Here is a 12,461-nt window from a genome sequence, read left to right on the forward strand (position 1 = left end):
GTCAGGCCTTCAGCGTGAAGGCCAGCGTCTCGGCGGTGAGCCCGGGCCCGAAAGCCATCGCCATGCCCTTGCCCGCGTCGCCGCGGCGCATCAGCCGGTCGAGCACGAAGAGGATGGTCGCCGACGACATGTTGCCGAAGGCGCGCAGCACCTCGCGAGAGGCCGAGAGGGCCTGCGCCGGCAGCTGCAGCGCCGCCTCCACCGCGTCGAGCACCGAGCGCCCGCCCGGATGGATGGCGAACAGCGACACCGGCTCGCCGTCCGCGGCCTGAAACAGGGCCTGGCGGCGGCCTTCCAGCGCACCGCGGAGGGCGCCCGGAACCTTGCCGGAGAGCACCATGTCGAAGCCCTGGTCTCGGATGGTCCAGGTGATCAGCTCGGGATCCTCGCTGACAAGAACGGTTTCGAACCGGTCGAGCGCCATGCCGACAGGCTCGGCGCTGACCAGCGCGGCCGCCGCCCCGTCGCCGAACACCAGGAAAGACAGGATCTGCTCCAGCGATCCGGTCTCCTGCAGGTGCAGCGTGCAGAGCTCGACCGAGACGACGAGCACCTTGGCCGACGGCTCCGAGCGGACGATGTGGCGGGCGAGCTTCAGTCCGTTCATGGCGGCGTAGCAGCCCATGAAACCGACGACCGTCCGCTCCACGTCCGGCCGCAGGCCGAGCTTGTCGACCAGCATGAGGTCGAGGCCCGGCGCCATGAATCCCGTACAGGTGATGACGACGAGGTGGCTGACGGCGGCAACGTCCGCCGCATCCAGTTCAAGTGCGGCTACCGCGTCGAGCGTCAGCGCGGGGGCGTGGGTCTCGTAGGTCTTCATCCGATCGCCGGTCGAGGGGAAGGCGCCAGGCGTGTAGAAGCCGGCGTCATCGACGGAAGCGCCCGGACGAGGCCTCGGGTTGGGGGTCAGCGCCGACCAGCGGTGATCGATCTGCCCGCGCTCCACCATGCGCCGGAACAGTGCGCGCTCGCGGTTGGTGGTGATCAGGCTCTCGGCAAAGGCAACGAAGGTTTCGTGGACGTCGTTGGCCGGAACCGCGGTCCCGATCCGGTTGACATAGGCATCCGTCATGGTCGCTTGGTCCTCGTGCTGCGGGCGGAAAACAGCCGCCCCGCACGGCTGACGGTACCGTCGGCGATGAACGCCTCCAGCGTCTTCGAGTATTTGCGCCGCCAGTTGGGATATTCCAGCCGCGTGGCGGGCACGTTCACTTGATCGAGCTCCCCGGTCAGATCGTCGAGCTGCGCGACGGCGATGCCGGACGCGCTGTTGTTGAGGAAGGCGTGCGCGGCGTCCACAAACGCCTGGTCCGTCGGTTCGCCCTCCCCGGGCAGGAACCCGTTGGCGCGCAAGGCGTCGAGCAGGGCGGCACGGTCGTCGTCACGGAGAGCGTGCTGGCGCTCCGCCTCGCCCTCCGCCGGATAGAGCCCGAGCTCCTGCTTGCGGCTGACGTCGCGGTCCGCGTACCAGCCGCGCAAGGTCGCCAAGTCATGGCTGGACGCGACTGCCAGCGAGCGACGCGGGTAGGAATCCGGCGAAGCGAATCCTTTGCCGACTTCGTCCTTCTCGAAATAGAGCACGCGATAGGAAAGGATGTTGGCTTCCCGCATGCGCTCGCGGAAGCCGGGCGGCACCGTGCCGAGATCCTCGCCGACCACCAGGCAGCGCTTGCGCCGGCTTTCCAGCGCCAGGATCCCGATCAGGTCCTCCATGGGATAGCCAAGGTAGGCGCCGGTTCCGTCGCCGCCCTTCGGGATGCAGTAGAGGCGCGAAAGCCCCATCACATGGTCGATCCGCAGCCCGCCCGCGTGCCGCATGTTGGCCCTGACGAGCTCGATGAAGCTGCGGTACCCCTCCGCGCGCAGTTTGCCCGGGTCGAACGGCGGCAGCCCCCAGGACTGGCCGGCCGGATTGAAGAGGTCCGGCGGCGCGCCAACCTCCACGCCGTCAAGCACCGCGCCGGCGTTCGCCCAGGTCTCCGCGCCGGAAAGGTCGGCCCCCACGGCAAGGTCCCGGTAGAGGCCGATCTCCATGCCCGCTTCCCGTGCCGCGCGCGCGGCTTCGGCGAGCTGCTCGTCGGCGAGCCATTGCAGAAACACCTGGAAGCCCACCGCGTCGGCGTGACTGCGGGCGAAGTCGTGCACCGCGTCGCTGTCTGGCCGACGGAAGGCGTCCGGCCACTGGTGCCAGTCGCTCGTGCCGAGGCTGTCGGCGAAATGCGCCCGCAGGGCCAGGAACAGGCACGAGGTCTCGAACCGCTTGCCCCGTTTTTCCCGGAAGGTGCGGAACGCAGCGCGGCGCTCTTCGCTCGCCACCGGCTGGAAGCCGTCGTAGAGCGCGCGAAGCGCCTGCATCTTCAGCCGGGTGACTGCGGTGTAGTCGACCAGCCGGCTGGCCCGCGCCGCCGACAGCGACTCCTGGAAGGCGTCCGACGAAAGGTAGCCCTGCAGCTCCGGAATACGCCGGGCCTCCGGCACCAGGTCGACGGCGATCGACAGCACGTTGAGGAGCAGCCGGCTCGCCGGCGAATAGGGGCTCGCCTCCTCCGGGGTGTCCGGAAACAGCGCGTGCAGCGGGTTGAGGCCGATCACGGCCGCGCCTGCTTCGCCGAAGGCCTCGGCCAGCACGGCGAGGTCGGCGAAGTCGCCGATGCCCCAGTTTCGCGCGGATTGGAGAAGGTAGAGCTGGACGGACACGCCCCAGAGCTGCCGTCCGTCGAGGAAGCCGTCGGGTAGCCAGCAGCCGCGCGGGGCGACGATCAGGGCCGTCTCCGCGGCCGGGTCCTCCAGCCGCAGGCGATGATAGCCGAACGGCAGTTCCGCGATCCGGAACTTGCCGCCCTCCGCGGTCGCCCGCCCGTTCTTGACGCTGCCGTCCTCCAGCGTCACCTGCCAGTCGAACGTCCGTCCCGCCGCGTTGGCGACCGGGACGCTGACGAAGCCGGCCGCCTCCCGCCGGACCACCAGCACCGGCGGCAACACCTCGGTGAGAACAGCTTCCCGGAAGGCGGCAAGAGAGATCCGCGCCTCGGCCTCGGTTCCGGCGGAGACCCCCATCGCGGCCAGCAGCCTGACGCGTGTCTCGTCCGACGTCTCAACCGTGTGCCCGCGCGCGTCCTGGTACGACGCCTCGATGCCATGCAGCGCGGCGAGCTCGGCAAGAGGCGCAGGCTCGGCGGCGACGGACCGTGGGGGGCGCGGGATGAGGCTGGTCACGTCATGGGTTCCTGGCGATTCGCTCCGGCACCCAGTGTGTCGGAGACGGCCTCTGTCGTCTTCCGACCTTTGGGTGCGGAGCGTTTCGTCGCTGTGACGGTCAGGCTGCTGCCGCCGGATTGACGACGTCTTCGCCGAGCTGCGAGAGGAGATCGTCGGTCGCCTCCTCCTCGGCGAGCGTCTCCGACAGGAGCTCGACCGCCTCGTCGAGCTCGAGCTGCTGCGCCCAGGCGCGGAGCGAGCCGTAGCGCGAGATCTCGTAGTGCTCCACGGCCTGTGCCGCGGCGATCAGGCCGGCGTCGCGGGCCGGACCTGCCGGGAAGCTCTCCACGATCTCGTCGGCTTCCTTGGTGAGGCCTTCAAGCGCGTGGCACTTCTCGCCTTCCGGCTTTTCGCCGAGCACCTTGAACACCGCCTCGAGCCGCTTCACCTGGCCCTGCGTCTCCTTCAGATGCGTGTCGAACGCCTCCTTGAGCGCCTTGTCGCCAGCGGCCTGCGACATCTTCGGCAGCGCCTTCAGGATGGCGTTCTCCGCGTAATAGACATCCTTGAGCGTGTGGTGGAAAAGTTCCTTGAGATTGGTCTCAGCCATCAGTCCGGTCTCCCTTGGTGATGTCGTACCCAAACGAACGGCGCCGGCTCACCTTCGTTCCGGGCCGTTCTGCCATCCGCAGGACCTGGAGAAATTTCGTCGAAACACGGGAACAAAGCGTCGTGCCGGCTGTTCGGCAGACGGCCGAGGCCTCACTCGGCCGGGAGGCTTCCCAGTGAACATCGAGACCGCGACCGCCGCCCTGCGCGCCCTGCTGCCTGCCGACCTGATCGGGGCGGCCGCCGACAAGGCGGCCCAACCCAAGCCCGCCATCGCCCCGCCTTTGACGGTTCTGCTCGTCGATGACGATGGACTGGTGCGCGAACTGACCGCCGCCACCCTGGAAGGCTACGGCTTTCGCGTCGAAGAGGCCGATTGCGGTCGCGCGGCCCTCGCCCTCGTGGAGGCGGGTGCGGCGATCGACCTGATGCTGGTCGACTTCGAGATGCCCGGCATGAACGGGGTCTCGGTCTGCCAGGAGGTGCTGCGCCGACGTCCGGATCTTCCGGTGCTCTTCCTTACGGGCTACGCCCATGCGGCGGCGCTCAACAGCATCCCCGCCTACCGCATCATCGCCAAGCCCTGGCGCGGCGACGATCTCGTCCGCCGGGTTCGGGCTGCCCTTCCGACGGCGGAACCCGACGCCTTGAGCGCCTGACGGCGTCTCGCGTCAGGCCGGAACGTTGAAGCGATACTCCGTCGTCTGCCGATAGGTCTCGCCGGGCCGCAGCACCGGGCTCGGCCAGCCAGGGTGGTTGGCTGCGTTGGGAAACATCTGCGGTTCCAGGCAGAGCGCGTCGTTGAGCACCGCCGGTCGGCCGAGCAGCGTCGGCGCCGCCGCCGTCTTCAGCATATTGCCGTCATAGAATTGCACGCCGGGCTCGGTGGAGCGGATCTCCAGGGTAATGCCGGTCTCCGGCGCGTGGAGCCGCGCGACCGGACGCAGCGTTTCCGAACGCACGTCGCCGACCACGAAGTTGTGGTCGTAGGGCACCGTCCGCCCATCACCGATACGCTTCGGGCGGCGGAAATCGAAGGGCGTGCCCTCGACCGGAACGATCCGCCCCGTCGTGATCAGCGACCCGTCGACCGGCGTATAGCGGTCCGCGTGGAGCGTCAGCACGTGGTCGAACACGCTGCCGCCGCCGGACAGATTGAAGTAGCTGTGGCCGGCGAGATTGACGAGCGTCGGCGCGTCGGTCTCGGCCGACAGGTCGAAGGTGATCGTGCCCGGCGCGATCCGGTAGGTGCAGGTGGCGGTCACCGTACCGGGATAGCCCTCCTCCCCGTCCGGCGAGACCAGCTGGAGCGTGACCTGATCGTCGGCGAAGGACTTGATCGTCCAGAGGCGCTTGTCGAACCCCGCCGCCCCGCCATGCAGATGCGCACGACCGCCGTCGTTGCGGTCGAGTTGCACCATGCGACCGTCGAGCGGGAAGCGTCCATTCCCGATGCGGTTGGCGCAGCGGCCGACGATGGCGCCGAAGTAGGGCGAATCCGTCAGGTAGGGTGGCAGGCTGTCATAGCCGAGCACCACCCGCTGCCAGCCGGCGGGCGTCTCCACCTCCAGGTCGCGGATGATCGCGCCGTAGCTGAGGATCGCCGCCCGGATCCCCGGAGCCGCAAGGCGGATCTCCTCGACCGGGCGTCCGTCCGAAAGCGTGCCGAAGGGTGTGATGGCGGGCATGGAATCCTCCACGGAATCTGCGGCGGCGTGCCTCGTACCCGGAATGCCATGGTCGGAAACTGCGGGCGCGGGCGCCGTCAGGAGTAGCCGCGACCGCTCGGGTCAGTTCCAGCCGTTCTTCTTGGCCATCATCAGGCCAGCCCCGGCAGCCACCCCGTAGATCGTCAGGGTGGCCAAAAGGCCGGCGACCGAGAACTGGTAGTCCGACGCGTGCTGCGCCACGTGGTTCTCGGTAAGGCCGGCCATGATCAGCGCCGGCAGCACCGCCCAGCCGACGCGGCCGGAAAGCATGGCGAGCACGAAGCTTACAACCGGGCCGGCATCGATCAACCGCGCCGTGAAAAGAGCAATGAGATCGTCCATGCGCCTCGATACTCAGGTGAGTGAGGGCGAGAGAACATATCTGCACAGCCTTCTTCAAGGGCCCGTCCCGAAAACACCAGGGGTTTTTCAACCATAAGATGAACGACATCGTCGTTTGATAAAGGGGGCTACACGCCGGAGGTGCAGTCGCAGTGTACCGGCTACCGGATGCAAAAACGTCGGCGACCCGAGCGACCGGGATCGCCGCCAGCGACCCCGGTCCCGGATGACATCAGGCCAGCGTGTAGGCGGTCTTCACCTGGGTGAAGAACTCCCGCGCGTAGCTGCCCTGCTCGCGCGGGCCGTAGGACGAACCCTTGCGCCCGCCGAACGGGACGTGGAAGTCGACGCCGGCGGTCGGCAGGTTGACCATCACCATCCCGGCGTCGGCGTTGCGCTTGAAGTGGGTCGCGTGCTTCAGGCTGGTGGTGCAGATCCCCGACGAAAGGCCGAACGGCGTGTCGTTGGAAACCGCCAGCGCCTCCTCGTAGTCCTTGACCCGGATCACCGCGGCCACCGGGCCGAAGATCTCTTCACGCGAGATCCGCATCTCCGGCGTCGCTTCGGTGAAGAGCGCCGGCGACAGGTAGAAGCCCTCGCTCTCGCGGTTCAGCCGCTCGCCGCCGTAGGCGAGCGTCGCCCCCTCGGCGCGTCCGATCTCGATGTAGCGCATGTCCTGATCGAGCTGGCTCTCGTCGACCACCGGCCCGATGTGGGTGCCGGCCTTGAGCGCGTCATCCACCGTGAGCTGGGCGAGCCGGCCCTTCACCGCGTCGACGAAGCGGTCGTGGATACCCTCCGTCACGATGATCCGCGACGACGCGGTGCAGCGCTGGCCGGTGGAGAAGAAGGCGCCGTTGACGGCGGTCTCCACCGCGATCGGCAGGTCGGCGTCGTCGAGCACTACGAGCGGGTTCTTGCCGCCCATCTCCAGCTGCACCTTCTTCATCACCTCGCCCGAGATTGCCGCCGCGGCGACCTTGCGCCCGGTCGACACCGAGCCGGTGAAGGTGATCGCGGTGATGTCGGGATGATCGAGCAGCCGCTGTCCGACGGTGGAGCCTTTGCCCATGACGAGGTTGAACACCCCGGCCGGGACGCCCGCCCGCACGATGATCTCGGCCAGCGCGTGCGCCGAACCCGGCACCAGTTCCGCCGGCTTGAACACGATGCAGTTGCCGTAGGCGAGCGCCGGGGCGATCTTCCAGGCCGGAATGGCGATCGGGAAGTTCCACGGCGTGATCATGCCGACGATGCCGAGCGGCTCGCGGGTGACCTCCACACCGACCCCCGGACGCACCGACGGCAGCGTTTCGCCGGCGAGCCGTACGGTCTCGGCCGCGAAGAATTCGAAGATCTGGCCGGCGCGGGTGACCTCGCCGATGCCCTCGGCCAGCGTCTTGCCCTCTTCGCGGGAGAGCAGGCGGCCGAGTTCGTCCTTGCGGGCGAAGATCTCCGCCGCGACCTTCTTCAGGATCTCATGACGGGCGTAGGGAACAGTCCGCGACCACGCCGGGAAGGCGGCCTTGGCGGCAGCCACCGCCGCGTCCACGTCCGCCGCGCCGCCGCGGGCGTACTCGCCCACCACGTCGGTGAGGTTGGACGGATTGACGTTGGGCACAGCCTCGGTGGGCGCGACCCATTCGCCGGCGATGAAGTTGCGGAACGGTGCGGTCATGGCGGTCTCAAAACTCCTCAAAGCGCGCGCACGGTGGCCTGGCCGGCGGGAACGACGCCGTACGCATTGCGTAGCGGCAGGCCGAAAGGCGGCGCGGAGATTTCGAACACGTCGCCCGGGGTCGTGGCAACCCCGTCCGAGAAGCTGAGCGTGGCCGTGCCGAAATAGTGAACGTGCACGTCGCCCGGCCGCCGGAACAGTTGGTACTTGAAATGATGGTGCTCGAGATTGGCGATCGTGTGGCTCATGTTCTCTTCGCCCGAGACAAAGGGCTTCTGCCAGATCACCGCGTTGTCGCGGAAGATGCGGCTGATGCCGGACACGTGCGCGGGCAGCTCGCCGACCAGGATCTCCGGCCCGAAGGACGAGGCCCGGAGCTTGGAATGGGCAAGGAAGAGGTAGTTCTGTCGTTCCGTCACGTGGTCGGAGAACTCGTTGCCGAGGGCATATCCGATCCGCCAGGGCGTGCCGTCCGGCCCGATCACGTAGAGGCCGACGATCTCCGGTTCCTCGCCGCCGTCGAGCGCGAAGGACGGTGACGGCAGCGCGGCGCCCGGCGCCACCACCGTGGAGCCGTCGCCCTTGTAGAACCATTCCGGCTGCACGCCCGTCTCGCCCGCCGCCGGCTTGCCGCCGTCGAGGCCCATCCGGAACATCTTCATGCTGTCGGTCTGCTTGGCCGGATCGGCGACGTCCTTGTGCATCTTGTCCCGCCCCTCCGCGCTGCCGAGGTGGGTGAGGCCGGTGCCGGTGATGTAGGTGTGCGCCGGATCCGGGTGGGCAAGCGGCGTCAGCAGGCGACCGTCGCGGTAGGCGTCGTCCAGATCGACGGGCGGAGCCCCGGCGCCGACCCGGGCGAGTACCGCCTCGCGAAGGCCGGTTCCGGCTGCGATGGCGGCCAGCGCGAGGTCGTAGACCGACGCGGTGCCCGGCACGATGACGGCCTGGCCGTCGTCGAGCACGGCGGCGACGCAGGCGACGCCGTCCGGCGTTCGGACCTGGGAAAGACGCATGGGACGATTCCTCAAAGCTCGTTCTGTTGTTGTTTCCGCTGCCGGCTCCCGGGGGAACGGGTACGGCAGGCTGCATCAAAACCGACCGAACGATAACCGTCTAATGACATTTCGGCTGTTTGTGATATCGATTACGACATAACATGACGGGAGGAAGCATGGCCAGGGACGACACCGACCCCCTTGCGGCAGCCGAGGCCGCCGTGCGTTCGGCGACCCGCCCCGCCGCCGCCCCACGCGTCAATCCGGGCGAGCGGCTGCTGCGGACGGCGCTGAAGCTGCGCCACCTCAACCTGCTCGTGGCGTTGGACGACCACCGCAAGCTCCACCGGGCGGCCGCGTCCTTGAACCTGTCTCAGCCGGCAGCCTCCAAGATGCTCGGCGAGATCGAGAAGATCGTTGGCGTGCCCCTGTTCGACCGGCTCGCGCGTGGCGTCGAGCCTACCTGGTACGGCGAGGCTCTGATCCGGCGCACCCGGACCGTGCTGGCCGAACTGGGCCAGGCCGGCGAGGAGATTGCCGCGCTGCGGGCGGGCGAAGGGGGAACCGTCTCGGTCGGAACGGTGATGGCGCCGGCCGTCGACATCGTGGTGCCGGCGCTGGAGAGCGTCCGCCGCCGGCTCCCCCGCCTGCAGGTCACCGTCCAGGTGGACACCTCCGACGTCCTCTCCGAGCGACTTCTCGCCTCGCGGCTCGATTTCATCATCGGCCGCATTCCGGCGGGGATGAACCCCGCCCCTTTCGACTACCGTGAGGTGGGCGAGGAGGAGGCCTGCCTGATGGTGCGCGAAAGCCACCCGCTCGCCGCCCTGCCGCTGGTCCGCCCGGAGGACCTGCACGATCGCGACTGGGTGCTGCAGCCGCGCGGCTCATTGCTCCGGCGCAGCGTGGAGGCGATGCTGCGGCGCCACGGCGTTCCCCCGCCGGTGCGCGTCGTCAACTCCGCCTCCCTGCTGATGACGATGTCAATGGCCGCCAAGACCGACGCGGTCGCGCCGATCGCGCTGAAGGTGGGCGAACTGCTGCTCTCCGCCGGCCGTTTCAAGCTGCTGCCGCTGACCGAACGGATCACGGTGGAGCCCTACGGCCTGATCAAGGCGCGTGGACGGCCGCTTTCTCCGGCGGCGGAAGTGCTCTACCGCGCCGTGGAGGACGAACTTTTCCCGGCGTGAGCCGGCCCTCAACCACAGAAGCCGATGCCGCCCTCGGCGGTGCCCGCGGCACCGTCGCCTTCCAGGAGAATCTCCAGCCGGCGGGCCTCGACGTAGAGCAGCTGCTTGGGCCGGATTTCCAGCGTGCCGGCCGGCGCGCCGGGCCTCTGGAAGCGGATCGTGACCCGAAGCTCCGGGCTGCTCACGGTGTCGAGCCTGAGCGCCCAGTAGCGGTCCGAGTAGCCGTCGACCAGGATCTGGCCGGCCTCGGCGGCGTCGGCGGGCTTGGCCACGCTCCACGGCAGCGTCTCGCAGCGCGGCGCGGCCGCGGCGCCTTGGCATGTCGCCAGGAAAAAGCCGATCAACAGGGCTGAACGCGTCATGTCACCTCCAGGGGCGGTCATCGGAACACGCCGCTCGCAGAAGCGTCAATGAGTTGATCAGGTTCGCGTTCCCTCGCGAGCCCCTGCGTCACCGCTCATAGCGCGCCGGGATGGGCCGAGGGCCTGGATTGGATTCACCCCATGGCAAAACGACCACGGCCGGTATTACATTCGTCATCCGGAGATTATAGCTAGAAGACAGGCCGCCGCGCGCGGCCGGCGAGGGAGGAGTTTCCATGTCGGATGCGATCGTGAAGACGCCGCTGCAGTACCTGGACAGGGCGATGGCGGGCCTGCGCAATCTCGGCCTCGTGCCGGAGACGATGGAAGAGGCGCCGATCGTCGGCCTGCTGGAGAAGATTACCGACATCCACCCGGAGAAGATCGCGGTCATCACCCGCACGCTCACCCAGATGAGCGTCTTCAACGAGGTGGTCCGCGAGCAGATCTCCGAGATGGCCATCGGCCAGCGCTACGAGGAGATCACCAAGGCCTTCAACTCGATCCGCGACGACGCCAAGGGGATGGTCGACCAGATCGGCGACGGCAAGATCGACGTCTTCGAGCGCGCCACCAACGCCTGGATGAAGATCTCCCGCGGCGACATCGCCTACCGCTTCGACGGCATCAAGGACACCTACCTCGCCGTCGCCAAGGACACCAAGGCCAACATCGAGCGCGAGCACGTCATCCTGGAGGCCTACCGCGACTTCCGCGGCGCGCTGAAGCAGGCAGAGGTCGCCGGTCTGGAGATCCTGGAGGCGGCGAACAAGAAGCTCGACGCCGCCAAGGCCGAGCTCGCCAAGGCCTCCGAGGCCGTCACCGCCTACGCCGGCAACGCCGCCGCCGAGCGGGCTCACCTGGAGCTGCTGCGCGACGAGGTGCTGCGCAAGCTGCAGACTGAGGAGGGCCGCTACCAGATCGCCAAGGATCTCGCCGATAACCTGACCATCGGCTACAACACCTCCGAGGTCATCATGGCCCGGCTGATGCAGACGACCAGCGCCAAGGAGCGCGTCTACCAGCAGGCGGTGTCCTTCTTCTCCACCAACGAGAGCGTCCTCACCGCGCTGAAGGCCTCCTTCACCGGCCTGTTCGGCCTTCACGAGACCACCCAGACCCTGAACGAGATGAAGGAGGGCGTCTCCAAGTCGATCGAGGTGCTCGCCGAGATCGGCGGCAAGGTCCAGGAGGAGGCGCTGAAGGCCGGCTACGGCCCCACCATCCGCGCCGACGCGGTCAAGAAGCTGGTCGACAGCGTCGTCAACTTCCAGGAGCGCTCCACCGAGATCATCTCCGAGATGCGCGAGCTCGCCACCAAGAACTCCGAGGAGATCCGCAACGCGGTGGAGGACGGCAAGCGCCGCATGGCCCGCCTCGCCGCCGAGGGCAACGCCCTGGTGATCGATGGCTGACGTCTCCGCCGCCGGCCCGGGCGCAAGCGGCGGGGCTCCCGCGGGCCGGCTCGACGAGCTCATGCTGGCGATGGACGTGGTCGACACGCTCCGCCACCAGGAGGGGCTCGTCGCCAAGGAACTGAGCCAGGACGCCCGTGACTCCGAGCTGAAGGAGCGCCTGCGCAAGCTCTACGAAAGCCAGGGCCTGGAGGTCTCCGACCGGATCCTGGAGGAAGGCATCCGCGCGCTGAAGGAGAGCCGCTTCGCCTACGAGCCGCCCCGGCAGAGCTTCGCGCTGACGCTGGCGAAGGCGTGGGTGAACCGCGGCAAGGTCGCCCGGGTGGTGCTGGCGCTCGCCGTCCTCGGCGCCGGCGTCTGGGGCTGGCAGTCCTGGCGGACGAGTTCGGAACAGGCCGCGACCGAGGCGGCGCGCGTCGAGATCACCGAGACGCTGCCCAAGTCGCTCGAGGCGGCAGCCGCGGCCGTGCTCGCCGAAGCCCGCGACGCCCGCGCCCAGCGGGTCGCCGCCGACCGCATCGCCGACGCCCGGGCGGCGCTCGCCCGCGGTGACGTCGCAGCCACGCGAACGGCCGTCGCCGCGATCGACGCCTTGCGCGCCGAGCTGACGCGCACCTACGTGCTCCGCATCGTATCCCGGCCGGGCGAGAGTTCCGCCGTCTGGCGCATCCCGGACGTCAACTCCAGCGCCCGCAACCACTACCTGCTCGTCGAGGCGGTGACGCCCGGCGGCGAGGTCCTCCAGCTTCCCGTCACCAGCGAGGAGGACGGCAAGACCACCGCCGTCGCCATGTGGGGCGTCCGCGTCAGCGAGGCGACCTTCAACCGGGTGCGCCGCGACAAGGAGGCGGACGGCATCGTCAACGACAACATCGTCGGGGAGAAACCGCGCGGCTCCCTCGACGTCGCCTACGCCATGCCCGTTCTCGGCGGCGCCATCACCGCCTGGTAGGACCTTGC

At 68.6% G+C, this 12,461-nt stretch carries 12 protein-coding genes; 4 read left to right on the top strand and 8 right to left on the bottom strand.

The window, feature by feature from the left end; genetic code table 11:
- Position 1: 1 nt before the first annotated feature.
- The 3 genes from HZ321_RS07040 to HZ321_RS07050 all read right to left on the bottom strand — a co-directional run bounded on the left by HZ321_RS07040 (position 2) and on the right by HZ321_RS07050 (position 3,811).
- Complete coding sequence (locus HZ321_RS07040; RefSeq protein WP_181701469.1) at positions 2–1,075, bottom strand: type III polyketide synthase; 1,074 nt, start codon at positions 1,073–1,075, stop codon at positions 2–4.
- Entirely contained in the window at positions 1,072–3,219 is a 2,148-nt protein-coding gene (malQ, locus tag HZ321_RS07045) for a 4-alpha-glucanotransferase (RefSeq protein ID WP_181701470.1), read from the bottom strand. The genes HZ321_RS07040 and malQ overlap by 4 nt, the downstream gene beginning before the upstream one ends.
- A 100-nt stretch (positions 3,220–3,319) precedes the next feature.
- A complete protein-coding gene (locus HZ321_RS07050; protein ID WP_181701471.1) occupies positions 3,320–3,811 on the bottom strand; it encodes a YciE/YciF ferroxidase family protein in 492 nt (163 codons plus the stop codon).
- A gap of 175 nt (positions 3,812–3,986) precedes the next feature.
- Between HZ321_RS07050 and HZ321_RS07055 the strand changes: the two genes are divergently transcribed.
- The gene (locus HZ321_RS07055) at positions 3,987–4,469 is read left to right on the top strand and encodes a response regulator (protein WP_181701472.1); all 483 of its coding nucleotides are present in this window, start codon (positions 3,987–3,989) and stop codon (positions 4,467–4,469) included.
- A gap of 12 nt (positions 4,470–4,481) precedes the next feature.
- Here the strand turns inward: HZ321_RS07055 and HZ321_RS07060 are convergent, their stop codons facing one another.
- The 4 genes from HZ321_RS07060 to araD1 all read right to left on the bottom strand — a co-directional run bounded on the left by HZ321_RS07060 (position 4,482) and on the right by araD1 (position 8,552).
- A complete protein-coding gene (locus HZ321_RS07060; protein WP_181701473.1) occupies positions 4,482–5,498 on the bottom strand; it encodes an aldose epimerase family protein in 1,017 nt (338 codons plus the stop codon).
- Positions 5,499–5,600: 102 nt separating this feature from the next.
- Positions 5,601–5,861, bottom strand: coding sequence for a hypothetical protein (locus HZ321_RS07065; protein ID WP_181701474.1), 261 nt, complete (start codon positions 5,859–5,861; stop codon positions 5,601–5,603).
- A gap of 232 nt (positions 5,862–6,093) precedes the next feature.
- Entirely contained in the window at positions 6,094–7,539 is a 1,446-nt protein-coding gene (locus tag HZ321_RS07070) for an aldehyde dehydrogenase family protein (protein WP_181701475.1), read from the bottom strand.
- Positions 7,540–7,556: 17 nt separating this feature from the next.
- Positions 7,557–8,552, bottom strand: coding sequence for an AraD1 family protein (gene araD1 / locus HZ321_RS07075; RefSeq protein WP_181701476.1), 996 nt, complete (start codon positions 8,550–8,552; stop codon positions 7,557–7,559).
- 158 nt (positions 8,553–8,710) lie between these two features.
- Here araD1 and HZ321_RS07080 point away from each other — a divergent pair, with 158 nt between their 5' ends.
- Positions 8,711–9,724 (top strand): LysR family transcriptional regulator, encoded by a 1,014-nt coding sequence (locus tag HZ321_RS07080; RefSeq protein WP_181701477.1) that lies wholly within the window; start codon positions 8,711–8,713, stop codon positions 9,722–9,724.
- A gap of 8 nt (positions 9,725–9,732) precedes the next feature.
- Here the strand turns inward: HZ321_RS07080 and HZ321_RS07085 are convergent, their stop codons facing one another.
- Positions 9,733–10,086 (bottom strand): hypothetical protein, encoded by a 354-nt coding sequence (locus tag HZ321_RS07085; protein WP_181701478.1) that lies wholly within the window; start codon positions 10,084–10,086, stop codon positions 9,733–9,735.
- A gap of 236 nt (positions 10,087–10,322) precedes the next feature.
- Between HZ321_RS07085 and HZ321_RS07090 the strand changes: the two genes are divergently transcribed.
- Both HZ321_RS07090 and HZ321_RS07095 read left to right on the top strand, forming a co-directional pair.
- Positions 10,323–11,501, top strand: coding sequence for a cell surface protein (locus tag HZ321_RS07090; RefSeq protein WP_181701479.1), 1,179 nt, complete (start codon positions 10,323–10,325; stop codon positions 11,499–11,501).
- Positions 11,494–12,453 carry a DUF6384 family protein gene (locus tag HZ321_RS07095; RefSeq protein ID WP_181701480.1) on the top strand — a complete coding sequence of 320 codons (960 nt, stop codon included), beginning with the start codon at positions 11,494–11,496 and terminating at the stop codon, positions 12,451–12,453. The genes HZ321_RS07090 and HZ321_RS07095 overlap by 8 nt, the downstream gene beginning before the upstream one ends.
- Positions 12,454–12,461 lie beyond the last annotated feature (8 nt).

The organism is Chthonobacter albigriseus (genome assembly GCF_013839445.1).
Lineage (GTDB): Bacteria > Pseudomonadota > Alphaproteobacteria > Rhizobiales > Pleomorphomonadaceae > Chthonobacter > Chthonobacter albigriseus.

What these genes read in the sequence shown, in the direction of transcription:
- HZ321_RS07040 (WP_181701469.1), bottom strand. Translation starts at nt 1,075, where the DNA reads ATGACGGATGCCTATGTCAACCGGATCGGGACCGCGGTTCCGGCCAAC.
- HZ321_RS07050 (WP_181701471.1), bottom strand. Translation starts at nt 3,811, where the DNA reads ATGGCTGAGACCAATCTCAAGGAACTTTTCCACCACACGCTCAAGGAT.
- HZ321_RS07060 (WP_181701473.1), bottom strand. Translation starts at nt 5,498, where the DNA reads ATGCCCGCCATCACACCCTTCGGCACGCTTTCGGACGGACGCCCGGTC.
- HZ321_RS07065 (WP_181701474.1), bottom strand. Translation starts at nt 5,861, where the DNA reads ATGGACGATCTCATTGCTCTTTTCACGGCGCGGTTGATCGATGCCGGC.
- HZ321_RS07070 (WP_181701475.1), bottom strand. Translation starts at nt 7,539, where the DNA reads ATGACCGCACCGTTCCGCAACTTCATCGCCGGCGAATGGGTCGCGCCC.
- araD1 (WP_181701476.1), bottom strand. Translation starts at nt 8,552, where the DNA reads ATGCGTCTTTCCCAGGTCCGAACGCCGGACGGCGTCGCCTGCGTCGCC.
- HZ321_RS07080 (WP_181701477.1), top strand. Translation starts at nt 8,711, where the DNA reads ATGGCCAGGGACGACACCGACCCCCTTGCGGCAGCCGAGGCCGCCGTG.
- HZ321_RS07085 (WP_181701478.1), bottom strand. Translation starts at nt 10,086, where the DNA reads ATGACGCGTTCAGCCCTGTTGATCGGCTTTTTCCTGGCGACATGCCAA.
- HZ321_RS07090 (WP_181701479.1), top strand. Translation starts at nt 10,323, where the DNA reads ATGTCGGATGCGATCGTGAAGACGCCGCTGCAGTACCTGGACAGGGCG.
- HZ321_RS07095 (WP_181701480.1), top strand. Translation starts at nt 11,494, where the DNA reads ATGGCTGACGTCTCCGCCGCCGGCCCGGGCGCAAGCGGCGGGGCTCCC.